Origin of the sequence: Nocardia sp. NPDC049526 (assembly GCF_044465765.1) — a bacterium.
Lineage (GTDB): Bacteria > Actinomycetota > Actinomycetes > Mycobacteriales > Mycobacteriaceae > Nocardia.
The window spans coordinates 229,031-253,697 of sequence record NZ_JBITMA010000006.1 but is presented as its reverse complement, the minus strand read 5'-3'; the positions used below and the strand labels follow the sequence as shown (position 1 = coordinate 253,697).

Below are 24,667 nucleotides of genomic sequence, written 5' to 3'. Positions count from 1 at the left end.
GACGTTGCCCGCTGGAAAAATGGCAACTCATGCGTATCATTAATAGCGATCGGAGGCACGATGACGCAAGCGGCAATTTCGGGGAGACGGGGATGACGGAGGTCGGACCGCCCATTCGGCGCGCGGCCGGGCGGCCCACCCGGGCACAGGCCGAGGCGCGGCACGAGGAATTGCTCGACACTGCACTGGATCTGTTCCTGGAGCACGGCTACGAGCTGGCGACGATCGAGATGATCGCCGGTCGCGTGAATATGACCAAACGCACCGTCTACGCCCGCTATCCCGAAAAAGCGTCGCTATTCCTCGCCGCGGTCCGGCGCGCAATCGAGCGGCAGGTCGTGCCCCCGGACGTGCTCGCGGGCTTCGATAACGGAGATCTGGCCGAGACGCTGACCGCCGTCGCTCGGCGGCGGATCGACCAGGTGATGACCCCGAACGGGCTACGCCTGCAACGCATTATCAATACCGAGAGCTATCGTTTTCCGGAGATCTTCGTCGCCAACTACGAACTGAGTGCCGGGCCGGTGGTCGACTTCGTAGCCGGTGTCCTCGACCGCGCGATCGCCGCCGGGACGATCGCGCCGACCAACTCCGATCAGGCCGCCCGCGCGTTCATGAGCATGGTCGTCGGCGGTCAGGTGCGCTCCATTGTGGCCGGCCGCCCACCCACTCCCGAACAACTCGACGAGCGGGTCCAATTCACCGTCGGCCTCCTGCTCGACGGCCTTCGGCCCCGCTGAAATGACTGAGAGGCAATGACTTTGACGTTCGAGGCAGATCGTCCGGTCGCGGTCGTGACCGGAGCCAGTTCCGGCATCGGCGCATCGACCGCCGAAAAGCTGGTGGCACGCGGCTGGCAGGTGATCGGTGTCGGTCGCGATCGACAGCGTTGTGCAGCCGCGCGAACGCGGATCACGGCCGCCGCGCGCGACGGCGGCGGCTTCGACATGCTGCGCGCCGACTTCACCCTGATGACGGAGGTGGTGCGTGTGGCCGCCGAGATCGCGAGCCGCACAACGCGTCTGGATGTCATGATCAACAATGCGGGTGGCGTGCGGGACCGGAAGATCATCACCGCGGAAGGCGCCGAGGCGACCTTCACCACCAACCACCTCGCCCCGTTCTTGCTGACCAGAGAACTGATGCCGCTGCTGCGGAAGAGTGCGGCGGGCCTGCCATCCGGATCTGTGCGCGTGCTCGCCGTATCGTCGAGCGCGCACCGTGCGACCGAGGGCTTCGATTGGGCGGATCCGCAGGGCCTGAACGCCTTTCACCCGACAGCGGCCTACTGCCGTGCGAAACTCGCCAATATTCTGTTCATCCGTGAACTGGCGCGGCGCGCAGCTCCCGACCGCATCGTCGCCCAGGCCATGTACCCAGGTGTGGTCGCCAGCAACTTTGCCGCGCATGGTGATGCGGCGATGCAAGCCCATATGGCCGCAGCGGATACGGTGCCGCCGGATGAACCGGCCGACACCCTGGTGTGGCTGGCAACCGACCCCGAGTGCGGCCGCGACGGTGGGCGCTACTTCTACCGGAAGACGGTGGAAACACCGGCCCCCATCGCCCTCGACGATGTCGCCGCCGCCCGCCTCTGGACCGAAAGCGAGCGGCTGCTGGCCGATCTCGGATTCTGATCCAGATCGCGGTTATGCGAGTCACATTCGATCCGGCGCGCAAGCTGGGCGCCGGAAGCGCTCCCAGATCATGTCCTTCGACAGTTCCGCTGCTACCCAATGGCCCTCCGACCATGTTGAGTCGGTAACCGGCAACGGACCGCTCGGCTCTCGCCTCGGATGTTCCCGCGCACCGATTCGCTCGCCGCGCAGGGTTTCGCACGGCGATCTCGTGCGCGGCGTGACAAAAGGTGCGCGGGAGCGGATGTCGTTACCGAGGCAATCTATTTGGACGAGGCGTCAGACGCCTCGCATTCAAATCGTGCCCTGTGAATGCTCTTGGGCGGTAAAGAATTCGGTCCAATATTCGTGCCGTATCGCGTCCCACAATTGCGACAGTTTCGGGAACTGCTCGCGCATCTGTACCAGGTCCGGCGCGGCGTCCGGGTTCGGCACCGATATCAGCGCTCTCGATGCGAATAGGTTGTGCACCTGGATTATTCGAATCTGGTGGTGGTCGAGTCGCCAGATGGCCAGCCAGCTGTCCACCTCGGTGCGATGCTCGCTCATTCCGGACTTCCGCGGTCTGTCTAGCCGTCGCCCTCGCGGTCCGTGCCAGGGGCGGGTAGCGCCAGCTCGGTGAGTTTGTCCAGGACCTCGCGCAGGCCGGTGCACTGTTCCTCGAGGAGGATAGCGCGATCGAACGTCACCGATCGGCGGTGACGGGTCTGCGCCAGGTAGCGTTGAGCGAGAGTGCCACCAAGCTTCTGGTGGAGGAGATTGCAGAGGAGTATGCCGCGTGACCAGGGACCTGTCCGGCGCGAATTGGTTTAAGAGTAGCTACAGCCAGCCGAGCGGGGACTGCGTGGAAGTCGCAAACCTACGCGGCGGAACGGTCGGTGTTCGCGACTCGAAGAACCCGACCGGCCCAGCGTTGATCTTCACACCGAGCGAATGGGACGCCTTTACCGCAGGCGTGAAAGACGGTGAGTTCAACCGACTCGATCCGTAGCGGGTTCCACACCCTGACGGCTGAACGGCCCCAGTCCGACACGTAATAGACTGGGGCCGTTGCTATTTGAGTTCAGTTGTGTCCGGGTCGGTATTTTGGCAGGCTGCCGCCGAAATCGTCGACCTGACTTGCAGGGCTTCGCGGTGCGGATGCGGCGGTCTTCGTCGTAGGCTATGTCGCGGACCCAGCCCAGCGACATCGACGTTTGCCGGGATTGCCCCGCGGGCTGCGGGTCAGATCGGCTCCCAGATCGTCATCCGCGTGTTGGCCGGATCGATCGACGAGCTGAGCCGCATCCGGCCGTCCTTGGACCGGGCCATCAGTTCCTTCATCACGGTGTCGATATCACCATCGATGTCGTAGACGGCCAGATATTCGGTGGGCTGGTCCTCGGTGGTCCGAAGACGATGGCGCGTACAGGATTTCACGCCATCGATGGCGAGCATCTCGGGTACGTGGACTTCGCCGTACCAGGTGTTGTATTCCTCGTCCCGGCCGGGCCGCGGGCGGGAGAAAACCATCAACTTCATATCGTCATTCCTCGATCAGTGTGCCTGCTGGGCATAGGCTTCGGCGTATTGCTGCCGCGTCGTCGTCGAGGTATCCCAACCCACGGCCTTCGCCCGCAGCGCGCCGACGGTGCCCTGCTCCTTCGGGGTGTGCTCGAACGGATCGAAATTCAGGAAACGGCACGCGTTCTGCCAGGTGATCTTGTTGATATCGGTGTCGTCGGCGTGCGCGGCGTTCAGTTCTTTCAGCACGAATTCCGGTGCGTCGGGCCACAGCGAGTCCGAGTGCGGGTAGTCGCATTCCCACGCGATGATGTCCATCCCGACCGCGTCCCGATAGGTGAGTGCGGTCGGGTCGGTGACGTAGCAGGCGATCACGTGCTCGCGGAAGACCTCGCTCGGCAGCTTGCCGCTGAAGTCGCGCCGCAGCCACCGCTGGTTGGTGTAGTGGCGATCGGAGCGATCCAGGAAGAACGGGATCCAGCCGATGCCCCCCTCCGACAGCGCCACCTTCAGATTGGGGTAGTTGCGAAATGCGGGACCCCACAGCAGATCCTGGACGGTGATCTGGGAGACCGTCGGGGCCAGGCACATCAGATTGTCGATCGGCGCGTCCGGCGCCAGCTTGAGCGCCCCGAATCCGGTGCCGATATGCAGGTTCATGACCAGACCGGTTTCGTTCAGCGCCCCGAAGACCGGTCCCCAGAAGTCCTCGTCGAAATAGCTGGGGCTGCCCTGCAGGTGCGGCAGTTCCGCCATCGTGACGCCGCGGAAGCCCTTCGCGGCGACGCGGTGGATCTCGGCGACGGCCAGCTGCGGATCCCACAGCGGCAGAATGGCGTTCGGGATGAACCGGCCGGGGTAGATATCGCACCAGCCCTCGAGATGCCAGTCGTTGTACGCCTGGATCATCGCGACGGTGATCTCGTCCTTGAAGTGACTCAGGTGACCTGCGCTGAATCCGGCGAAGGTGGGGAAGCACATCGAGGCCAGGATGCCGTTTGCGTTCATATCCCGTACGCGGGCGTGGATGTCGTAGACGCCGGGCCGCATTTCCGCGTAACCGGCCGGGTCGTATCCCCACTCCTCCGCGGGCCAGGAAACGACCGCGTTGAGCCCGGTGACACCCGTCGGTTTCCCACGGTAGACCCAGCGGTCGATGCCCTTCTCGTCGACGATCACCTTCGGCGCCAGATCGGCCCATTTCTTCGGTACCCGGCCGTCGAACATATCGAGCGGCTCGACGACATGGTCGTCGATGCTCACCAGGATCATGTCGTCGATGTTCACGTGACTCCTCGCTGTTCATGGGAACGCCGGGGGTGTGCGTCACCCCGATCTTCGACAAGCGGAGAGATGGCGAATCTTCATTTGGGAGAATGCCACTCTCGCGTGAGATCGACCATACACCCTGCGCGCGGGCGTGGTCGACAAATTCCCATCGGGATCTCGACGACGAGCTGGCGGGCGGCGTGCTACCCCGGCCTGAATGCTGAACTAGTGCTCAAACTCGGACTGAGCACATGCCGCGAATCACGAATCCGCGGCCTCGATCGTGGTCGCGGTGCGTTCGGATGCGCTCGCCTCGAACCTGTCCAGGTACTGCTCGACGAATGCGACCAGATCGGCGTGGCCGAGCGTGACGCCGACGGCATTCTCGGTGGCGATGACGCCGGACACGCTGGCGATGAGCAGTGAAATCACCACCGGCGGCAGTTCGGTGAGGTCGAGGCCGTTGGCCCGGGCGATGAAGGTCAGCGCGGTCACCTGGATATCGCGGAAACGTTCGATATAGGCGGCGATTTCGGTGCGGATGGCCGGGCGCTGGTTGGCCAGCGCCATGAATTCCTGCTGTAGCCGGGTGCCGTACGGTTCCCGGCTGAGCTGCCAGAGCGCATGCAGCGGCTGCTCGGAGAATACGGCCTGGCGCTGCCGCTCCAGATTGGCCTCGGCGCCGCGGCGGAATACCGCCAGGAACAGGTCGTCCATGGTCGGGAAGTAGTAGTGCACCAGCGCCGGTTTGACCCCGGCCAGCGCGGCGACCCGCCGTGACGTCGCCGCGGCGTGTCCCTGCTCGAGCATGATCTGCGCGGTGGCATCCAGGATGGCGAGTCGGGTGGTCGAATCCTGCGCGCCGATCCGGCGTACCCGGGCGGTGCCGCGCGTGGCCGCCGGCTCGTCCGTGCTGGCCCGGCCTCTTGACCTGTCATCCGTCACGGTGTTAAGCATATGCACATATCAAGTTTGGGCACTAGTTCAGCACTCGCAGGGCATAGACCCGCGTGCTGCCGTACCGAAGAGGCGCATCATGACCGTCACCGCCATTCCCGTGACCGACCACATCGGACTGGAAATCACCGGCCTGTCCGGCCGCCAACTCGTCGACCTGCGCGTTGCCGCCGACCTGCGCGCGGCGCTCGACCGCTACGGGGTGGTGATCTACCGCGACGCCCACATCGACGACGATGCGCTCGTCGCGCTGAGTCGCCTGCTCGGCGAGGTCGTGGTGGCGCCGTTCGGTGGGGAGAAGGCGCATCCGGAGGTATCGGCCATCACTCGTGATCCCGCCAAGAGCGTGCTGGCCGCCTATCGGGAGGGCACCTTCTTCTGGCATATCGATGGCGCGACCGACGCGGTCCCGCAGCAGGCCACTCTGCTGACCGCGCTCGAGGTGGCCGCCGACGGCGGTGGCACCGAATTCGCCAATACCTTCGCCGCCTACGCGGCGCTGCCGGACGCGGAGCGGGCCGAACTCGAAACCCTGCGCGTGGTGCACAGTTTCGCGCATGCGCAGTCGCTGGCCAATCCGGATCCGACGGATCGGGAGCGGGCTGCCTGGGCGAAGGTGCCGACCCGGGTGCATCCGCTGGTGTGGACGCGCAAGAACGGCCGCAAGTCGCTGCTGATCGGCGCGACTGCGGCGCGGGTTGTCGGCATGTCGGCGGACCAGAGCCGGACACTGCTGGATCGGTTGCTCGAGTGGTCGACCCGGCCGCAGTTCGCCCTGCAGCATCAATGGCGGCCCGGCGATCTGGTGGTGTGGGACAACACCGGCATGCTGCACCGTGCCCAGCACTATGAGGTGAGCTCACGCCGGTTGATGCACCGCACCACCCTCGTCGGCGAGGAAGCCGTCGCCTGATACCGAATGGGCGGGGCCCGCCTGCCTTGTTTCCTTTGCAGAATGTCATTATCCTATGACAAGAACAACATTTCCAAACTCGGTGACGCAAGCAAAGACGCGGGAGTCTCCATGATCGACAACACCAGCGAAACCGTCGCCGCGCCGACCCGCCTGACCTGGGAGCTGACCCACGCCTGCGATCTGTCCTGCATCCACTGCTCGTCCAGTACGCGCGGCCGCGATCCGCGCGAGCTGAGCACCGCCGAATGCACGGCGCTGATCGACGAATTCGAGCGGATGCGGATTTGCCGTGTCGACATCGGCGGCGGCGAGCCGACCGTACGTCCGGACTTCTGGGAAGTGATCGACTACGCCACCGCCAAGCACATCGGAGTGAAGTTCTCCACCAACGGGATTCGGGTCACGCCCCATGCCGCGCGGCGGATCGCCGGGAACGGCGATATCGACGTGCGGATCTGCCTCGACGGCGCGACCGAGGCGGTCAACGACGCGGTGCGCGGCACCGGAGCGTACCGGGCGGCGGTGCGCGCGATGGAGTTGCTCGCCTCCTCGGGCGTCTATGGATTCGAGCTGTCCGTCGCCGTGACCAGATACAACGTCGGCCAACTCGACGCGCTCGAGGCGATTGCCGATATGTTCGGTGCGCAGCTGCGACTGAACCCGTTGCGCCCGTCGGGCCGCGGCACGGACACCTCGGACGAGTTGCACCCGACGGCGGACCAGCGGCGAATGCTTGTCGACTGGCTGCGCGAGCACGATCTGCCCGGCTTCGGCGAATCGCTGCCGGGATCGACCGTGCCCGGCGCGGGCCAGGTGATGTGTCTGATCGACCCGGTCGGCGATGTCTACGCGGGTCCGTTCGCCGGCCACGACCGGTACCGCGCCGGAAACATCCGTGCCGCAGGCGGATTCGAACCCATCCTGCAGAGCTCGGAACTGTGCACCGAACTGCGTAGGCCGCAGCGCAGCGGGGCGGGTACGGAACGTGTAGGTGGACGCGATGATTCGGTGCCGGCCGGGATCGACCGCCTGACCGCGCCGAAGCTGTCGCAGGATTATCCGCATCGACATCGACCGGTTGCCGAGTATCCGGCGGTTCGGAGGTCGGCGTGACTTCGCGTTCGGAGCATCGGCGGGTCGCGCTGGTCACCGGCGCCGCGCGGGGGATCGGGGCGGCGACGGTGCTGGAATTGGCGTCTCGGGGCTGGTCGGTGCTCGCGGTGGATCTGGCGAGCGACGATCCCGCGCTGCCCTATCCGATGGGAAGTAAACAGGAACTCGTCGCGGTGGCGACCGAGGCGAGCAGTCGGGTGAACCGGGTCGGTGCGGTGCGGCCGCATATCGCCGACGTGCGCGATCGGTCCGCGCTGCAGGCCGCGGTGGCCGAGGCGGTCGCTACTTGGGGCGGGCTGGATGCGGTGGTCGCGGCGGCCGGGGTGATCGCCGGTGGAGTTCCGTTGTGGGAGATGCCGATCGAGCAGGAGCACGCGGTCCTGGATGTCTGCCTGGGTGGGGTCGTGAACCTGGCGCGGGCGGCCGTTCCGGCACTGCTGGCCCGGCCCGCACCGCGATCGGGGCGGTTCCTGGCCGTCGCCTCGGCCGCCGCGACGAAGGGTCTGCCTCAGCTGGCCGTCTACTGTGCGGCGAAAGCCGGTGTGACAGGGCTGATTCGGGCACTCGGCGCGGAGCTCGGCGGCACCGGGGTAACCGCGAACGCGGTGAGTCCCGGCTCTGCCGATACCGCGCTGCTGGCCGAGATCGCGCGCCTCTACCGGCTACCCGACGTGACGGGATTCGCCGGCCAACAGCCGATCGGACGGTTGCTCGATCCGGGGGAGATCGCCGGCGTCCTCGCCTTTCTGGCGGGGCCCGACAGCAGCGCCATGACCGGCGCGACAGTCGCCGTCGACGGTGGCCTGGCGCTGTGAAAAATCCGACGCCCGAGTGGTTTCTGTTCTTGCCGCAGATCAAATTGCGTGTCGACGACATCGTTGAACGGGCCCGCGTGGCCGAGGCCAGCGGGTTCGACGGCATTGCGTTCATCGACCATCTGGTCGCGCCCGGCGCCGAACAGCTACCGCTGTGGGAGGCGATGACGGTGGCCGCATGGGTGGCCGCGCGAACCGAGCGGCTGCGGATCGGGCATCTGGTGTTGTGCGATTCGTTCCGGCATCCGGCAGTACTCGCCAAGGCGGCGGTGACGCTGCAGGAGGCATCGGGCGGCAGATTCGAGCTCGGCCTCGGCGCCGGTTCGGTACCGCACGAGCTGGTGGGATTCGACATCACCCGGGACCGGGCGGCCGCGCGACGCGATCGGCTGCGGCGCAGTCTGGAACTGCTGCACCAGTATTGGGGCGCACCGAATACCGAAGGACCGGTGCAGGTGCCGGTATCGAGTACACCGATTCCGATTGTCATCGGCGGCACCAGCGCACCCCTGCTGGAATTGGTGCGCGGCTATGCGACCTGGTGGAATCTGCCTGCGCCGCAACTGAATCGGCTGACCGAACTGCGACCCGAAATCGGGTCGGCGCGGGTATCTGTCCAGCAGATGGTCGGCTTCGTCGGCCATGGCCGGGATGCCGCGGAGGTGCACGCGCGCAGCACTCGGCGATTCGGTCAGCTGGGTGACGGACTTGTCGTCGGTGACGCCGCGCAACTCGTCGCACACTTCGGCGACCTCGTCGAGCGCGGCGTCGAGCGGTTCTATGTGTGGTTCACCGATTTCGCCGCACCGGAGACATCGGCCGAATTCGGGGCGAAGGTGATCGGGAAGCTGCGGTAGGCCTACCGCAGCTGATCCTTCATCACCTTCCCGGTGGCGTTCAACGGCAGCGCTTCCCGGAAATTCGCGAAACGCGGGACCTTGTAACCCGCCAAACGGGCCTTGGCCCAGCTGATCAGTTCTTGTTCGGAGATCGGGCCGGTGGCTACCACGAACGCCTTACCGACTTGCCCGAGCCGCTCGTCGGGAACGCCGACGACCGCTACCTGCGCGATGGCCGGATGCTCGAGGAGGACGCCTTCGATTTCGGCCGGATAGGCATTGAAGCCACCGACGATGAACATGTCCTTCTTACGGCCGATGATCCGCAGCCGTCCGCCGGAATCCAGGCTGCCGAGGTCGCCGGTGTGCAGCCAGCCCTGGGGGTCGATGGCCGCGGCGGTTGCCTCGGGATCGTCGAGGTAGCCCTGCATGACGGAGTACCCCCGGACGAGCACCTCGCCGTCATCGGCGATGCGCACTTCGATGCCGTCGCAGGCGGTCCCGACGGTGGTCGCGATCTGCTCGAAGGTGTCGCCGGGGCGCGACGCCGTCGCGGTGCCCGCCTCGGTGAGCCCGTATCCGGTCATGATCGATCGGAACGGCAACTCCTCGTGCACCCGGCGGATCAGTTCGACCGGAATATCGGCGGCCCCGGTGACCGCCGTCCGCAACGACGACAGCTCGTAACGGTCCTTGGCCTCCAGCAGCGAGTGATAGAGGGTCGGCGGACCGGGCAGCATCGTCACCCGCTCGCGCTCGACCAGCTCGAGCACCCGATCGACATCGAAGACCGGGACCGGCAGGATCGTCGCGCCGCGGATGAGCGACGCGATGATCCCGGCCTTGTATCCGAAGGTGTGGAAGAACGGATTGACGATCAGATAGCGATCGCCCTCCCGCAGATCGGCCAGTTCGCACCATTCCGAATACAGCCGCAGGGTCTGCAGATGATTCATCATGACGCCCTTGGGCTTTCCGGTTGTGCCCGAGGTGTAGATGATGTCGGCGATATCCGTGCCACGCGCTCGCCGTTCGAACGGCGCACCGCTGGACAGGAAGTCCGACTTCAGGTCGATCACCGGCACGCCGTCCGGACCCGCGTAGTCCACGCCGAGGAAGCCCTGCTGCACCAGCAGCAGTTTCGCCCCGCTGCGGCGCACGATATCGTCGGCCTCCTCGGCCTTGAACCGGGTGTTGACCGGGACGAGCACGCCGCCCGCGCTCAGCAACCCGAACGCCGCGATGATCCACTCGGCCGAATTGGGCGCCCAGATCGCCACTCGGTCACCGGATTCGACTCCGGCGTCCGCGAAGGCCCCCGCGGCCCGGCGGACCCGTTCCGCCAGTTCGGTGAAGCTGATCCGCAATGGTCCGTCCACGACCGCTTCGGCGGCGCCGAAGCGGTCGGCCGCGCTCATGACCAACTGCGGGATGGTCTCCCAGGTCATACGCTGTGCCTACTCGGCGCATGAGCGGGGCCCTGCGTGGTCACGCTTCGCTGCTGCCTCCCGGGCTGACCACTCATACGCCGAGCAGACCAGCCAGGTTGCCGCCCATGATCTTGGCCTGATCCTCGACCGGCAGATGGGTGAGCATATCGGCGAAGTGGGTGGGCTGGGCCAGGCCCTCTGGGTGCGGGTAGTCGGACCCGAACAGCACCCGATCCACGCCGATGAGGTCGATCAGGTCGCTCACGCCCTCCTCGTAGAAGGGGCTGACGAAGATCTGGTTTTTGATGGTTTCGATCGGGTTCTGCATGCCGAAGCCTTCGGGCGCCTTCTTGAAGGTTTCGGACAGTTTGTTCATGAGCGGGCCCAGCCAGGCAGCGCCGCTTTCGATGATGGCGACCTTCAGCTCCGGATGCCGCAGCAGCGCACCGTGGCACAGCAGCGAGGTCACGGCGTCCTCCACCGGCCGCCATTCGTTGACCATGCTGAAGGCATTGGTGACGAAGGGCAGCATCTCGGCGTTGGCGCCGTCCCATTCCTGGGTGTAGCGGGCGTAGCCGCTGTCGGAGGTGTGCATGGTCACGGCGACGCCGAGTTCGACCACCCGCTTCCAGAACGGATCGAATTCCGGCAGCGCGAACGAGCGCGGGCCGCGGAAGCCCGGCACCGGAGCGGGGCGGATCAGGATCGCCTTGGCGCCGTGCTCGACGACCCACTCCAGCTCCTTGATCGCCTCCTCGACGATCGGCAGGGTGATGACCGGAACCGCGAAGATCCGGTCCTTGTAATTGAACGACCACGTCTCGAGCATCCACTGGTTCAGCGAATGGACGATGGCGTGGATGGCTTCCGGATCATCGCGCAGGCGCTCCTCCACCAGGCTGGCCAGGGTGGGGAACATCAAGCTCCGGTCGACCTTCAGCTCGTCCATGAGCGCCAGGCGCGGCCCGGGTTCACGGAAGGCGTCGATGGCCTTCATCGGCTCGCCGAAGATCTCGCGGCGGCTCTTGCCCTCCGGGTTGCCGTTCTTGAAGTAGTCCTCCATGGCGCCCGGACGCGCGACCACCGAGAAGGTGGGATTGGGGATGTACTGGCTGATCTGCCCCCGTACCGCGATCTTGGTCCGGCCGTTGACCTCGACGTACTGGATGATGCCCTCGTACCGCTTGGGCAGGTGGCGGGTCAGTGCTTCCTTGGTCTCGTACATGTGGTTGTCCGCGTCGAACAGCGGGTACGGCAACTTGGTTTGCGCCGACATGAGATCCTCCTTCACTTTTTGTGAGAATCCTATTCTCATTCCCGTTCGGTGGCAATCGGTGGTGCTGGCGGGCCATCGCGGGGCGCCCTGGGCGTGCGGGCCGAAGGTTGATGCAGACAACATTTCCCAATTTGGGCCACTTAATTCTCTTAATATGGAAAGCTGCTTTTCCAGCGGCGAGAGTGCCAGATCCGGTAGGGCGCCGCTCGATGAAGAACAAGGACGTGACCTCGACCGATCGTGGATCGGCGGTGGCGTCCGTAGAGGAGGAAACGTGAAATCGCAGCGAATACTCGTTGCTCTGCTGGCAGCCGCGCTGCTGGCGGCCAGCTGTAGTCGTGGTGGTGAGGACGTCGAGGGCACCAACACCACCAGCTCGACTGCGTCGGGCGACTTCGGTGATCTGAAGAATGTCTGCCAAGCCGGAAAGCCGTCGAGCTCGTCCGCGCAGGGCGTGACCGCGGGCGAGATCAAGGTCGGTGTCTTCAGTGACGTCGGGTTCACCAAGAACACCGAATTCATCGATGCGGCAAACGTTTTCACCTCCTGGTGCAACGCGGCCGGCGGTATCGGCGGCCGCAAGCTGGTGGCCACCGTGCGCGATGCGAAGCTCAGGGAGGTCCGCCAGCGGATGATCGAGGCCTGCCGCGAGGACTTCGCGCTGGTCGGTGGCGGCGCTGCGCTGGATTCGCTCGGCACCGAGGATCGGTTGAAGTGCCTGTTGCCGGACTTCCCGGCGCAGGTCGTGGATGTGAAGAACTCCGGATCCGACCTCCAGGTCGGCGGCGGCGCGTCGGCCTCTCGCCCCTTCGACGTCTACACCGGATATCACCAGTGGCTGCTCACGACCTACCCGGCTTCGGCCGGTGCGGTCGGCATCATCACCGGCGATTCACCGTCGACCAAGGTGATGGTGCCCAAGTTCCAGGAATCGCTGACGGCGATGAACGCCTCGGTGGTCTACAACGAGCTCTATCCGGCCACCGGTGTCGCGGACTGGACGCCGTACGCGCAGTCGATCAAGAGCAAGGGCGTCAAGGGGCTGATCTTCCTCGGCGATTTCCGCAGCCTGGCCAAGCTCGAGGATGTGCTGACCGGCATGGATTACAAGCTGGACTGGATCGACGCGAACAGCAACGCCTACAACTCGCAGTTCCTGGAGCTGGCGGGCAAATCCCTTGCGGGGCAGAACAATTTCGCCGATCTGGCCGGCATCGCGCCGCTCGAGGCGGCCGCGACAGTGCCGGACGTCAAGCTGGTGAAGGACTTGTTCGCCAAGTACGCGCCCGGTAAGGATGTCACCTATCCGGCACTGCGCGCGTTCTCCGCGTGGCTGCTTTTCGCCAAATCGGCCGCGAGCTGTGGCGACCAGTTGACCCGCAAGTGCGTATACGACGCCGCCAGCAAGGAGACGGCGTGGACCGCGGGCGGTCTGCAGGCACCGGTGGATCTGCGGCCCACCGGAGCGCTGCCGAAGTGCTACAACATCGTGCAGGCGACCCCGCAGGGCTGGCAGCAGGCCACCGATTTCAAGCCCGATACCGGTCCGTACCGCTGCGATATGAACGCCTACGTGTACAAGAACGACTACGGCAAGGGCCTGACCCTCGCCGACGTCGGTCTCGGTATCAACGACTTCAAGTAGCGGAGTCGTTCGGCAATGGAGCAATTCCTCGCCTTCAGCGTCGTCGGGCTGAGCACCGCGGCGATCTACGCGATCATCGGCAGCGGCCTGGTGCTCACCTACACCACGACCGGCGTGTTCAATTTCGCGCACGGTGCGGCGGGCATGGTGTCGGCGTTCGTGTACTGGCAGTTGCATATCGGCTGGGGCGTGCCCGCGCCGTTGTCGATCGCCGCGGTGCTGCTGGTATTCGCACCGCTGTTCGGCTTGTTCTTCGCGTGGGCGTTGGCCCCTACCCAGGGCCTCGGCGATGCGGAGAAGTTGGTGATGACCATTGCCCTGCTGAGTGGTCTGATCCTGCTCGCCCAATGGGTGTGGGACCCCAACACGGCCCGCACCCTGCCGAAGTTCTTCGCCGAACAGCGACCGATGCACTTCGGGGTCGTCACCATCACCTGGCATCAGGCATTGACAATGGTGGTTGCGATCGCGGTGGCCGTGGGACTGCGGATCCTGTTGTACCGCACCAGGACCGGTGCGGAGATGCGGGCCACGGTCGACGATCGTGCGCTGGTGGGTCTGACCGGCGCCGACCCGCGGCGGGCGAACCGAGTGGCGTGGATTCTGGGCATCGAGTTGGCGGCGATCGGCGGCATCCTGGTGGCGCCGACCGTCGCGCTCGATGCGCCCCAGCTGTCGCTGCTGATCGTCAGCGCCTACACCGCGGCGATCTTCGGCCGATTGCGCAGCCTGCCGATGACCTTCCTCGGCGCGATCGTGGTCGGCTGTCTGGAGAGCTACCTCACCGGCTATCTGCCGCAGAACGAATATCTGCCGGGGCTGCGGCTGGCCGCGCCCGCGCTGCTGTTGTTCATCGCGCTGCTGCTGTTCCCACACGGACGGCTGCGCGGCCGGGATCGGCGCCTCAGTCCGGTGCCGCTGCCGACGGTTTCGGGATCGGCGGCCTTCGCGGCGGTGGTCGTGGCGCTGGGCGTCGTGCTGGCCCCCGTCCTCGGCGAGGCCGATCTGATCACCTACGGGCAGATCTTCGCCTTCGGTGTGATCGGGTTGTCGTTCGTACCGCTGGCCGGATACGCGGGGCAGATCTCGCTGTGTCAGCTCAGCATCGCCGGAATCGGGGCGGTCATCTACGCCCAGTACGGCGCGGACGGGCAGTGGTGGGCATTGCTGCTGGCAATGGTGGTCGCGGGTGCGGTGGGTGCGGTGATCGCATTGCCCGCGCTCCGGCTGTCCGGGGTCTATCTGGCCCTGGCGACGGTGGCGTTCTCGGTCGTCCTCGACCGGTGGGTGTTCACCCTGCCGACCGTGCACGTATTCGGCGTGCGGATCAACTTCTTCGAACAGGGCTCGGTGAGTCTGGTCGGGCCACGGCTGTTCGGCCTGCATCTCAACAGCACCGCCCAGGTGACCGTATTCGCGGCGGTATGCCTGGCGGCGGCGGGCTTCGCGATAGCGCTGCTGCGGCGCAGCCGGTTCGGGCGGCGGTTGATCGCGATGCGCGACAGCGAGGCCGCGTACGCGACCCTCGGTGGCAATCTGCTGATGGCGAAGGTGCTGGTGTTCGCCCTCTCGGCGGCGATCGCCGGACTCGGCGGTGCGCTGTACGGCATGCAGTTGCGTGCGGTCACCTCCGATCACTTCAACCTGGTTTCCGGGTTGCCGATCTTCCTGATCGTGGTGATCGCCGGTCTCGGCGCGGTCGGCAGCGGGTTCTTCACCGGCGTCGCGTACGCCGGGCCGCTGCTGGTGATTCCGGTGCTCTGGCCGTCGCTGTTGAACCTGTCCCAGGTGGTGCCTTCGCTGGGTGGCATCGCCTTCGCCGGCGGCATGCTCGGTCAGGGTGCGATTGCCACCATGCGGGAGGAATGGCTGCCGATGTTCCGTGATCGTGTGGTGATGCCGGTGGTGCTGGTCGTCTCGGTGCTGCTGTGGGTGCTTCGACTGGCCGATGTGATCACCGGGTGGCATTTGTTCTTCGGATTGGTGCTCGTCGTTATCGGAGCCCGCGTCTGGATCGCGCGGCAGCGCGTGCCGGCCGAACCCGAACTACCGGTCGAATGGTGGGGGATTCGGCGGCCATGGCGGACCCAGGACGAGGAGGTGCTGAGCCGTGCCACCGCTGCTGCAAGTTGAGGATGTGAGCGTCGTCTTCGGCGGCCACCGCGCGCTCGACGGCGCGGGGCTGGTGGCCGAAGCCGGTCATGTCACCGGATTGATCGGTCCGAACGGTGCAGGCAAGAGCACGTTCTTCGATGTGATCTGCGGTCTGCGCAAACCGGCCTCGGGGCGCGTGCTGATCAATGGGCGCGATGTCACCCGGCTCGGCACGGGCCGCCGCGCCCGGCTCGGGATGGCTCGCACCTTCCAGCGGCTGGAACTATTCGGCCGGTTGAGCGTTCGTGACAATCTGCTGGTCGCCGCGGAACTCGGGCCACAGCGTCGGCATGCCGCCCGGGTCGTCGACGAGATCATCGAACGGTTGGATCTGCGCGAAGTCGCCGACAGTAGTGCCGACGCGCTGCCGACGGGGACCGGCCGATTGATCGAGGTGGGCCGGGCATTGGCCGCGCGACCCGAGCTCATCCTGCTCGATGAACCCGCGGCCGGTCAGGACCACAGCGAGACCGAACGATTCGCGGCGCTACTGCGTTCGCTGGCCGCCGACGGGACGGCGGTGCTGCTGGTCGAACACGATATGGGGTTGGTCATGAATGTCTGTGACGAGGTCTATGTACTCGACCTCGGCAAGGTCATCGCCTCGGGCCCACCCGAGGTGATCCGGCGCGACGAAACCGTCCTTGCGGCCTATCTGGGGGCGGCATGACCGTGGACAGCATCGAAACAGCCTCGGCGACACCGGATCTCGTCGCCGGCCCGCTATTGGAACTGCGCGAGGTGCGTGCGGCCTATGACGCGATCACGGTGCTGCACGGCATCGATCTGAGCGTCGTCGGGGGCCAGGTGGTCGCCCTGCTCGGGCCGAACGGTGCGGGCAAGACCACCACACTGCAGGTCGCCGCCGGTGTGCATCCGGTCGCGTCCGGCCAACTGCGGTTGGGCGGGCGCGATATGACCGGTGCCGACCCACGCGACCTGGCCAGGGCCGGGGTGTGCCTGATCCCGGAGGGACGCGGCGTATTCCCCAATCTGTCGGTCCGCGACAACCTGCTGATGATGACCTTCACGGGTCGCTCCCGTGAGGAGATCCAGGAGATCGCCTTCACTCGCTTCCCGATTCTCGGGAAGCGGGCCGATCAGACGGCAGGCACCATGTCCGGCGGCGAACAGCAGATGCTCGCCCTGGCCCGTGGCCTGGCCACCGATCCTGCGGTGCTCATGCTCGACGAGCTGTCCATGGGGTTGGCGCCGCTGGTGGTCGCTCAGCTCTACGAGCAGGTCGCCGAAATCGCCCGCCAGGGCGTGGCCGTCCTGGTCGTCGAGCAGTTCGCCGCGGCGGTACTGGATATCGCCGATCACGCGGCCGTGCTCGTGCGCGGTCGCATCGAAAAACAAGGCCACCCCGACAGCATCCGCGACGAACTGGCGGCCCTCTACTTAGGAAGCTCCGAATGACCGAAACACGCGCGGACCGCTTCGTCCGCGAACTCGACGAGGCCAAGATCCCCGACCCCGCGGCCGGCCGGGCCGTGCTGTGGCTGCGCACCGGAGTGACCCTCATGGTGCTCGGCCTGCTGGTGGCCGTGGTGTCCTACTTCATGGCACACGGCACCAAAGACCCACTGGCACAACGTGATGCGATAACCCTCGCACTCGGCGGCGTGGCCGCGAGCGTGGTGGGATCGGCGCTGTTCCTGCGCTATTCGCTGACCGGATTCCTGCGCTTCTGGCTGGCCAGGCAGTCCTACGATCTCGCGCAGCTGGGTGACCAGTTGAACGGAAAGGCGATCACCCACGACGGTGCCGCCGTCCCGTAGGGCGGGCGGCGGTCCGTGGTGCGGCAGCGCCGGGCGATAATGTAATTCTCATGAGTGAGAGCCAGTTCGAGCCGTTACCCACCGAGGAACACCACGAAGGTGGGTTTCGGCCGGTGCGGTCTCGGTCGCTGGATCGCACGCCCGACATCTCCCGAGGCGGTCCGCACTACGGGGAGTTCATCGAACAGATTCGCGGCCTGATGGACCGTGTGCGACTGGCCAGCCCCTCCGATGATGTGGCGCTCGAAACGATCACCACGCTCAAGGAGCTCAACGGCCTGTTGGACACGGTCCTGGTCGACGAGTGGTCGGTGCCCACTTGGGTCCGGCCCGACGTGCCCGCCAACGGCAACATCACCCTGCCGCCGTTCGTCGTCGACCGTTCCGACCGCGACGGCGTGTCGGCTCGTATCACCTTTCGCCGCTTCCATCTCGGCGGCAATTCGGCGGTGCACGGCGGTCATATCGCGCTCGCCTTCGACACCGTGCTCGGCATGAGCGGGGTCGCCTATTCGGGTGCGGCGATCCGCACCGCTTCACTGACCGTCGACTACCGGTCCATTACCCCGCTCGACACGGAGCTGACCATTCGCGCCAGAGTCGAGCGGCAGGAGGGGCGCAAGATCTTCTTGGTAGCGACCCTGCACGACGGCGACCGGCTGTGCGCCGACGCGCACGCGCTATTCCTCACCTTGCTGCCCGGACAGCAGTAGTCGCCAAATATTCGCAAAACATCTCTAACTGCCCGCAACCCTTGTAAGAATGACATTCTCTCAATGGAGAGAGAGATTCGCGTAGGGAAGAAGTCGGTTATCGTGAAGATGCGGAACTCGCCGCGGCGGCCGTTCATCAACAGAAGGCCGCCGAGGGGTAGGGGCCGTGAACCGTCGCAAACGACGCGCGTCAAGCCGTCGGTGCTACGCGGTGCATAGCCATGCCGATCTTGCATATAGGCATGATGTCTTTCTATTTCTCGGCTGCACCCTTAGCGGCATCATCGTTCTCGTTCTATGAGATCGTGATTCTCGCTCTTCTTCAGCTCCAATATCAGTGAGGCAGCAACATGCATCAGATACCCAAGGCGGCCGGATGGGCGGCCGTTGCGATCGTGGCCAGCACGATTTGCGCGGGAACCGCGACCGCCGAACCGGACCAGGCCGCCACGCCGTCCTCCGTCGCGGTAGTCGATAGTTCCCAGCAGGCCGGTGCCGCGCCGGCGGATCCCGGGCAGGAATACCTGAACGCGTTCACCGCGATCACTGGCGCCTTCGCCAACGATTCCACGGCCGGGCGGGTGGTCGGGACGACGATCGGTGTGCTCGTCGGGTGCCCGTTGGGTGCGGTGACCGGCGGTGCCCTCACGCTCCCGACGGCCGTATTGACACCGGTAGGGATCGTCGGCGGCTGCATCATCGGTGCGAGCACCCTCGGCTTCCTGGGCGGGACCGTCGGCAGCATCGTCACCGGCTCACCCGCGATGAGCAATGCCTTTGGCCAGCAATACAACTCGCTGCGTTCCAAGGGGCTGATCGCGGAAGAGGTCCCGAATCCCGATTCGGCCCAATAGCTCACCCGACCCAGGAGATAGATAACAATGAACCTCAAGACTCGTGGCATGGCCGTCACCACCTTGACTGCGGCAGCGGTCGCGATCGCCGCTGGTGCCGCGCGCGCCGACGCGGATACCGCAGTCGCCGTCGATGCCCAGCAGAATCAATCCCTCACCACCGACGTTGCGCCCGGCGTGCATTTCAGCGACGACCTCGCCATCGGAAAGTCGGTGCTCAGCACGCCTTTCGGCACTGTAGTCATGCAACAGGGCCAATTCGACGTCCGTGATGCTACCGGCCGGACCGTTGCCGGATCTCCGATCCAGGACGAGGCCGGCTCGGCACCGGCTGTCTCCGACTCGGGCACCGCAGCTGCGGCGCTTCCGATCACCGCAGCCGCGGCGCCGGTGGCGGGTGATCCTATGTCGAACTTCAATCAGGCTGTCGAGGCCGCGAATCCGCATATGGGTGCCGCCTTTGCGGTGGGTTCCGCGGTGGGTTCGGTGATCGGCGCCGTGGTGGGCTGTCCGTTCGGCATGGCGACGGGCGGCACTCTGATGACGCTCATTTCGGCGGGCACGCTGACGGTCCCCGCGCTCGCGGCGACCTGCCTGATCGGCGCGGTCGCGGTGGGTGGCTTCGGAGCCACGGTCGGCGGTCTCGCCCTGGCTATTCCGGTCGGTCTTACCGCCGGAATGGAGAAGTACAACCAGTTGCAGGCTCAGCACGTCACCGATGCTCCTGCGGCTCCGGCCAATTCGTAACCCCCGCACACAGTTGCTCCCGTGGTGCGTTCACCGGCTGTGCTCCGGTGATCGCCCCGCTGGTGCCGTGGCGCAGCTGGTCCGATCGCCGGGCCGGCTGCGCTGCGGATGCCGGCGAAAGAGCCCACATGACGAAGACTTTCGGAATCATCGATAGCGGCAATATCGGCAGCGCGGCCGCCCGGCCGGCCATCGCGACCGGCCGGTTGATCTGCCCGGCCATCCTCGGTGCGGCCCCGCCGCGAGCACCGCACTAACCAAGCAGTGGCAGCGCCGAGAAGACGTGGTCGCGCCACAGACCGCGAGAGGTTTCCTCGGGGTAGGCGACGACCTTAGGTTTCGCATCCAGGATATGAGTCAGGCGCTGCTCCGGATCGTAAGCGGCCCAGCCCGGTTCGCCGGTCCTGACGAAGCCGCTCCAGCGCGCACGCATATGAGCCGACAGTTCCCGGGCCTCGGCCGACGGTTCTGGGCCGAGGAGCAGCGGGCCGAGCTGGGCGCCGAAGGCGGCGAACAACAGTGGTCCGTCGAGGCCGTGGCAGGCGCCGAGGACGCCGCCGTTACCGGGTGCGGGCCAGGTCAGCTCGTACAGATGCACGCGGCCACCGCCTGCTGCCTGGGCCTCGGCCAGGTGTAGTGCGGGCATCCGGAACAGCCAGTCCGTCTGAACCAGTTCGAACAGCTCTTCCGGTCCGGCGGACGGAAATGCCGTGCGATATGCGTGCGCACCGTCGGAGCCCGGGCCGAACACCTGCAGCGCGTGCGCCGCCTGTGCGTCAGCGATCGTGCCGAGTTGTCCGCCGAGGGCGAGGAACAGCCGGAATTCGTCCCGGTTGTGCCCGACGACCACCGTGACGTCGCGGGCGGAGCCATCCGCGAGCGCTTGCCACGGCGCCCTCGGCAGTACGCCACCGTCGACCACGGGCGAGAACGCGGTAAGGGTGTCGGCCACCGCGCCCCATCGCTCGTACTGCCGCATCGATGCGCCGACCTTGGCTCCCGCGTCGGTCAACTGCCATGGATCCACACCTGACAGGTCCGCCACCGTCGGCCGCAGATCGATTTGTGCGGCGATGGCGGTCCCGATATCAGTGGCGAGCTCGTCGGAGAAGAACGTGCCCGGCATGCTCTGCAAGATCGCGCGCCGGAACAGCCCGGCCGCGCTCGGCATGGCCAGTAGCGCCGCGATAGATCCGGCGCCCGCAGATTCCCCGCAAACAGTGACCTGATCGGGATCCCCGCCGAACGCGGTGATGTTCTCGCGTACCCACTCGAGGGCGGCGACCTGGTCGAGTAGACCGCGGTTGGCCGGTGCGCCGTCGATGTGTGCGAAACCCTCGATACCGAGCCGGTAGTTGAGCGTGACGACCACGAGGTCGCCGTCGCGCGCGATATGTTGCGCGTCGTAGCCGGGACTGCCGGAGAAACCCAGTTTGTAGGCGCCGCCGTGGATCCACACCAGCACCGCCCGACGGGCAGCCGGGTCGGGATCGGGTGTCCAGACGTTCACGGTGAGCCAGTCGTCGCCCTTCGGCAGGACGACACTGCTGGAGCGGTTGCCGAACGAGGTCTCCTGCGGCGGCGGTGGTCCGAACTCGAAGGCATCCCGCATGCCGTCCCACTCGGCGAGCGGCTGCGGTGCCGCGAAGCGCGCGGCACCGATCGGTGGCTGCGCGAACGGAATCCCGCGGAATACGACCAAGCCGTTCTCCCGTCTCCCACGGACCGCACCTGTGGCGGTGCGCACCGTGGGCTCGGCATGTTCGGACGGCCGCGCCGTAACTTCGGTCATTCACAGTCCTTGTCGGGTCGTGCCAGGTAGGAGAATGATTCTCTTATTTCAGAGAATGCTATTTCAGGTGGCCCCGGCCCGCCAGCGCCGATCCCGGCGAGCGGAAGCCGGCTGCGGCTCATTCGTAGGTGACGACCACTTTTTCCGCCGCGCCCGGGGTGAGGGCCAATTCGAACGCCTTCTGCACATCGGCGAAAGGGACCTGGTGACTGATGAGCCGGGCGAAGCGGTCGGCGTGCTCGGCGATCTCGGGGGTGACCTCGAAGATCTCGGAAGGGTAGCCCTGAGAACCGATGATGGTCATCTCGTTGCGCAGGATGGCGCCCAGGTCGATCGGCTCGGGCCTCTTGTGCACGGCGACAGTGACCAGTTTGGCGCCCCACTTGCCGGTGGCGAGCGCGGTGTTGACGACGGCGGCGACGCCGGCGGCATCAATGTAGATATCGGTGTCGGGGCGCGGTGCGCCCAGGGCGTTGCTCCCGTAACCGTGCAGTTCACCGAGACGGGCGGCGACATCCTCGGTGGCGGAGTTGATGACCGCGTCCGCGCCCACCGCGAGCGCGGTGTCGAGCCGGGAGGCGATCACATCGGCGACGACAACGTGCTCGACGCCGCGCAGCTTCAGCCAGATCACCGCGCCGAGCCCGATCGGACCCGCACCGAAGACGATCGCCTTATCACCCGGCTTCGCCTCGGAGCGGTTCACCGCATGCCGCGATACGGCCATCGGCTCGTTGAGCGCGGCCACGGCGAAGGGCACGGAATCCGGCACGATGGCGACGCTGGAGCCGACCTCGGCATTCTCGATGAGCAGATATTCGCTCATACCGCCCAGCGGTCCGCCGCAACCGATGATGCCCGACGGGGCGGCCTGCGGATTGACCACCACGTGATCACCGACCTGCAGTCCGGTGACATCGGCGCCGACCTCGACGATCTCGCCTGCCGGTTCGTGGCCGAGCACCACCGGGCGCATCTGGTCCGGCGTCAGGGCCTCGGCCTTGACCTGCGGCCCGAGCACCTTCGGCATACCGCCCATGTGCACGAAGGTCGCGTCGGTGCCACAGATTCCACACGCCCGGATCCGTACCAGCACATCGGCCGGGCCTGGCGTCGGGCGCTGCTCCTCGACCACTGTGATCGCGCCGGGTGTGCTGGTCTGAACCGACTTCATCGTTGCCATGCTCGCTGTCCTCTCTGGATTCACCGTCGGCTCGGTGCGAGGCCGACGACTTCGTTGGCATCAACGATGCCCTCGCCGGAGGGGCGAGCCCAGGGAGTGCGGTCCCGAAACGATGGTGTACCTGGGTACACCTCCGATCAATGGGGACCGGTGGTAGCGAGAGCGAACTGGGCGAGTGTGGTGGAGACGATTTCGGGTTGCCGGTTGTTCTGGTTCATGGCGGCGGTGAGTACGTCGAGGTGGTGGTAGCCGGGGGCGACCACGGTGCTGCCGCGGCCGGGATGTCCGCTGGCGAGGGCGATTCCGGAGCCGCCGATCAGGTTGATGGTGGGATGGGCGTCGATGGCGCCGGCGTGCGTGGTGTGCCGAGCGACGTCGGGGGCGTGCAGCTGGTAGGTATCGCTGGCCAGTTTCGTGGGGAAGTACCACTCGGTGAAATCCAGGGGCTGTGCCGCCAGACTGCGCGATAGGTCCCGCAGGTCGGTGACCTCCTGTCCGGAATCGGTGAACGGGACCCCATGGCTGTCGGCCGGAACGGCGACATCGGCGAGTCGGTGGTAGTCGCGCCAGGTGTAGAGCGGTCCGTTGGGGGCTGCCGGGATCGCCTTGCGATCGGGACCGAGCATGGTGCCGGTCGGTCCGTGCAGCGCGGGTATCGCCGCGATGTCGCCGGGAACCGGGAAGTTCTTCTCGGCCACCGGTCCACCGTCGAAGAATCCGAACCCGGTTTGCAGCAGTGCGAGTGGCTGGGAGTTGGCGTCGAGGAAGGCGCCGAGCACGGCGGCGTTGGTGACGCGGAAGTCGCGGACCGATGGCGAGCCGGTTGCTGCGGTCGCGGCATCGCGTGACATCAGCACCCGATAGGTGGCGTCCTGGTTGAGGCTGTTCGGAATGTCGTGGGCCAGATCGGATTCGGTGTCCGGCGCCAGATATGCCGCCAGCCCCGCGATGCCGAGCAGGTTCATCGTCTCCGGGTTGATGACCGCCGGTGGCGCCAGCACTCGCGGGAGGGCGCCGCTGTCGAGCCCGGCCGTCACGGCATCGTAGGCGCGGCCGCCGATGGACAGATCGACCATGTCCGGGATGCCGTTGAGCGCCGAGAGTGAGGTGTCGATCGCGGAGTCCAGTGCGAAATAGCCCGCGCATTGATCACCACCGGCGGCGCCGTCGAAATCCCATTCGGCGAAGACACCGGTGACGATGCCGCCGAGCGAGTGGCCGCCGCACAGCACCTTCTGTTTGCGCACCGTGGGATCCGGCAGTTCGGCGGTGAGCAGGTCGAATTCGTCCTGCACGGTTTGTGCGATGCCGAGGTGGCCGAGCCAGGCCGAACGGTCGTCGAGCAGATAGCCGTCGAACCGGTGACCGTCGATCTCGGCGCGCCGGTAGTAGTAGTCGACAGCGCGATGGACGTCTCCGTCGGCGAGAGCGGCGTGGATTCCGGTGTGGTCCTCGAGGCAGTTGGAACGGCGATCCAGCGCCCAGAATTCCACGTGCCGACCGACTTTCGCGGCCGCGGCGACGGTGTTACGGGCAACGCTGTCGAAGGCTCCCGCGCCTTCGAAGATGCCGGGCTGGGCGACCAGGACGGCGTCCGCATCGGCCGAGTGACGCGGACCGTCTACGTCGCGGTAGCGCAGATAAGATAGTTGGTCGCACGCGCCCGGATGCGGTCCAGCCGACTCCGGTAGCGGAATCGTCACGGTCACAACGGATTCGCTGACCGAAGAGATCGCCGATGTCGAGATCACCGGCACTTCCGTTCGCCCGGCGTCGATCGGCTCCGCGTGCGCGGGCACCAGCACGGCTGCTGCCGCGACACCTGCCATCGCCGAAGTTGATGCGCGCCAACATAATTGCTTCGCCGAACAGAGATCTGACCACGCACGACGTATCAACGCTGAGTTCCCTTCGTCGGGCCGGATCTCGTTCCGGTCCGACGAAGCTACGAGTCGTCCTCCTCGGTGTCAATCACGCAGTCGCGCCGCACCATCCACGCTGAGCAGGGCTTTTGTGAAGCCTCTGAAACAGGTTCCGCTGATT

The 24,667-nt window shown here is 66.1% G+C and carries 25 protein-coding genes; 16 read left to right on the top strand and 9 right to left on the bottom strand.

The features are described from left to right. Positions 1 to 92: 92 nt before the first annotated feature. Both ACIBW7_RS20850 and ACIBW7_RS20845 read left to right on the top strand, forming a co-directional pair. Positions 93 to 740 carry a TetR/AcrR family transcriptional regulator gene (locus ACIBW7_RS20850; RefSeq protein ID WP_397048600.1) on the top strand — a complete coding sequence of 216 codons (648 nt, stop codon included), beginning with the start codon at positions 93 to 95 and terminating at the stop codon, positions 738 to 740. Positions 741 to 755: 15 nt separating this feature from the next. Beyond that, positions 756 to 1,637, top strand: coding sequence for an SDR family NAD(P)-dependent oxidoreductase (locus ACIBW7_RS20845; protein ID WP_397048598.1), 882 nt, complete (start codon positions 756 to 758; stop codon positions 1,635 to 1,637). A gap of 294 nt (positions 1,638 to 1,931) precedes the next feature. Here ACIBW7_RS20845 and ACIBW7_RS20840 read toward each other — a convergent pair whose 3' ends face one another. Further along, entirely contained in the window at positions 1,932 to 2,186 is a 255-nt protein-coding gene (locus tag ACIBW7_RS20840; RefSeq protein WP_397048596.1) for a hypothetical protein, read from the bottom strand. 229 nt (positions 2,187 to 2,415) lie between these two features. Here ACIBW7_RS20840 and ACIBW7_RS20835 point away from each other — a divergent pair, with 229 nt between their 5' ends. Next, positions 2,416 to 2,628, top strand: a complete 213-nt coding sequence (locus ACIBW7_RS20835; RefSeq protein ID WP_397048594.1) for a DUF397 domain-containing protein — start codon at positions 2,416 to 2,418, stop codon at positions 2,626 to 2,628. Positions 2,629 to 2,861: 233 nt separating this feature from the next. Here ACIBW7_RS20835 and ACIBW7_RS20830 read toward each other — a convergent pair whose 3' ends face one another. The 3 genes from ACIBW7_RS20830 to ACIBW7_RS20820 form a co-directional block, all read right to left on the bottom strand. Beyond that, positions 2,862 to 3,158 (bottom strand): hypothetical protein, encoded by a 297-nt coding sequence (locus ACIBW7_RS20830; protein ID WP_397048592.1) that lies wholly within the window; start codon positions 3,156 to 3,158, stop codon positions 2,862 to 2,864. Positions 3,159 to 3,173: 15 nt separating this feature from the next. Next, on the bottom strand, positions 3,174 to 4,427 hold the full coding sequence (locus ACIBW7_RS20825; RefSeq protein ID WP_397048590.1) for an amidohydrolase family protein: 1,254 nt from the start codon (positions 4,425 to 4,427) through the stop codon (positions 3,174 to 3,176). Between the two features lie 243 nt (positions 4,428 to 4,670). Beyond that, positions 4,671 to 5,354 carry a TetR/AcrR family transcriptional regulator gene (locus tag ACIBW7_RS20820; RefSeq protein WP_397048587.1) on the bottom strand — a complete coding sequence of 228 codons (684 nt, stop codon included), beginning with the start codon at positions 5,352 to 5,354 and terminating at the stop codon, positions 4,671 to 4,673. 91 nt (positions 5,355 to 5,445) lie between these two features. On the opposite strand from ACIBW7_RS20820, the gene ACIBW7_RS20815 reads away from it, so the two are divergent. The 4 genes from ACIBW7_RS20815 to ACIBW7_RS20800 are packed head-to-tail and all read left to right on the top strand — an operon-like array spanning position 5,446 to position 9,067. Further along, positions 5,446 to 6,279 (top strand): TauD/TfdA dioxygenase family protein, encoded by an 834-nt coding sequence (locus ACIBW7_RS20815; protein ID WP_397048585.1) that lies wholly within the window; start codon positions 5,446 to 5,448, stop codon positions 6,277 to 6,279. A gap of 42 nt (positions 6,280 to 6,321) precedes the next feature. Then, entirely contained in the window at positions 6,322 to 7,395 is a 1,074-nt protein-coding gene (gene mftC / locus ACIBW7_RS20810; RefSeq protein WP_397048583.1) for a mycofactocin radical SAM maturase, read from the top strand. After that, positions 7,392 to 8,210, top strand: coding sequence for a mycofactocin-coupled SDR family oxidoreductase (locus ACIBW7_RS20805; protein ID WP_397048581.1), 819 nt, complete (start codon positions 7,392 to 7,394; stop codon positions 8,208 to 8,210). The genes mftC and ACIBW7_RS20805 overlap by 4 nt, the downstream gene beginning before the upstream one ends. Continuing rightward, positions 8,207 to 9,067, top strand: a complete 861-nt coding sequence (locus tag ACIBW7_RS20800; RefSeq protein WP_397048579.1) for an LLM class flavin-dependent oxidoreductase — start codon at positions 8,207 to 8,209, stop codon at positions 9,065 to 9,067. Before ACIBW7_RS20805 ends, ACIBW7_RS20800 begins: the two co-directional genes overlap by 4 nt. 2 nt (positions 9,068 to 9,069) lie before the next feature. Here the strand turns inward: ACIBW7_RS20800 and ACIBW7_RS20795 are convergent, their stop codons facing one another. Both ACIBW7_RS20795 and ACIBW7_RS20790 read right to left on the bottom strand, forming a co-directional pair. After that, positions 9,070 to 10,497: a FadD3 family acyl-CoA ligase gene (locus tag ACIBW7_RS20795; RefSeq protein ID WP_397048577.1), complete on the bottom strand. Its 1,428-nt coding sequence runs from the start codon at positions 10,495 to 10,497 to the stop codon at positions 9,070 to 9,072. 73 nt (positions 10,498 to 10,570) lie between these two features. Continuing rightward, complete coding sequence (locus ACIBW7_RS20790) at positions 10,571 to 11,755, bottom strand: amidohydrolase family protein (RefSeq protein ID WP_397048575.1); 1,185 nt, start codon at positions 11,753 to 11,755, stop codon at positions 10,571 to 10,573. Positions 11,756 to 12,029: 274 nt separating this feature from the next. Between ACIBW7_RS20790 and ACIBW7_RS20785 the strand changes: the two genes are divergently transcribed. The 9 genes from ACIBW7_RS20785 to ACIBW7_RS20745 all read left to right on the top strand — a co-directional run bounded on the left by ACIBW7_RS20785 (position 12,030) and on the right by ACIBW7_RS20745 (position 19,906). Further along, positions 12,030 to 13,400, top strand: a complete 1,371-nt coding sequence (locus ACIBW7_RS20785) for an ABC transporter substrate-binding protein (RefSeq protein ID WP_397048573.1) — start codon at positions 12,030 to 12,032, stop codon at positions 13,398 to 13,400. Positions 13,401 to 13,415: 15 nt separating this feature from the next. After that, positions 13,416 to 15,533 carry an ABC transporter permease gene (locus ACIBW7_RS20780; protein ID WP_397048571.1) on the top strand — a complete coding sequence of 706 codons (2,118 nt, stop codon included), beginning with the start codon at positions 13,416 to 13,418 and terminating at the stop codon, positions 15,531 to 15,533. Next, entirely contained in the window at positions 15,511 to 16,224 is a 714-nt protein-coding gene (locus tag ACIBW7_RS20775) for an ABC transporter ATP-binding protein (protein WP_063039356.1), read from the top strand. The genes ACIBW7_RS20780 and ACIBW7_RS20775 overlap by 23 nt, the downstream gene beginning before the upstream one ends. Further along, positions 16,221 to 16,973: an ABC transporter ATP-binding protein gene (locus ACIBW7_RS20770; RefSeq protein WP_397048569.1), complete on the top strand. Its 753-nt coding sequence runs from the start codon at positions 16,221 to 16,223 to the stop codon at positions 16,971 to 16,973. The genes ACIBW7_RS20775 and ACIBW7_RS20770 overlap by 4 nt, the downstream gene beginning before the upstream one ends. Continuing rightward, entirely contained in the window at positions 16,970 to 17,335 is a 366-nt protein-coding gene (locus ACIBW7_RS20765; RefSeq protein ID WP_397048567.1) for a hypothetical protein, read from the top strand. The genes ACIBW7_RS20770 and ACIBW7_RS20765 overlap by 4 nt, the downstream gene beginning before the upstream one ends. Before the next feature lie 50 nt (positions 17,336 to 17,385). Beyond that, positions 17,386 to 18,048 (top strand): PaaI family thioesterase, encoded by a 663-nt coding sequence (locus tag ACIBW7_RS20760; RefSeq protein ID WP_397048565.1) that lies wholly within the window; start codon positions 17,386 to 17,388, stop codon positions 18,046 to 18,048. Positions 18,049 to 18,398: 350 nt separating this feature from the next. Continuing rightward, the gene (locus ACIBW7_RS20755; RefSeq protein ID WP_397048563.1) at positions 18,399 to 18,902 is read left to right on the top strand and encodes a hypothetical protein; all 504 of its coding nucleotides are present in this window, start codon (positions 18,399 to 18,401) and stop codon (positions 18,900 to 18,902) included. A gap of 27 nt (positions 18,903 to 18,929) precedes the next feature. After that, on the top strand, positions 18,930 to 19,649 hold the full coding sequence (locus ACIBW7_RS20750; RefSeq protein ID WP_397048561.1) for a hypothetical protein: 720 nt from the start codon (positions 18,930 to 18,932) through the stop codon (positions 19,647 to 19,649). Positions 19,650 to 19,777: 128 nt separating this feature from the next. Further along, on the top strand, positions 19,778 to 19,906 hold the full coding sequence (locus ACIBW7_RS20745) for a hypothetical protein (RefSeq protein ID WP_397048559.1): 129 nt from the start codon (positions 19,778 to 19,780) through the stop codon (positions 19,904 to 19,906). Here ACIBW7_RS20745 and ACIBW7_RS20740 read toward each other — a convergent pair. From ACIBW7_RS20740 to ACIBW7_RS20730, 3 genes are all read right to left on the bottom strand, one after another. Continuing rightward, positions 19,903 to 21,441 (bottom strand): carboxylesterase/lipase family protein, encoded by a 1,539-nt coding sequence (locus tag ACIBW7_RS20740; protein WP_397048557.1) that lies wholly within the window; start codon positions 21,439 to 21,441, stop codon positions 19,903 to 19,905. The two genes, ACIBW7_RS20745 and ACIBW7_RS20740, sit on opposite strands and share 4 nt — an antisense overlap. A 118-nt stretch (positions 21,442 to 21,559) precedes the next feature. Continuing rightward, positions 21,560 to 22,615, bottom strand: a complete 1,056-nt coding sequence (locus ACIBW7_RS20735) for a zinc-binding dehydrogenase (protein ID WP_397049059.1) — start codon at positions 22,613 to 22,615, stop codon at positions 21,560 to 21,562. Positions 22,616 to 22,761: 146 nt separating this feature from the next. After that, positions 22,762 to 24,453 (bottom strand): hypothetical protein, encoded by a 1,692-nt coding sequence (locus ACIBW7_RS20730; protein ID WP_397048555.1) that lies wholly within the window; start codon positions 24,451 to 24,453, stop codon positions 22,762 to 22,764. Positions 24,454 to 24,667: the final 214 nt, after the last annotated feature.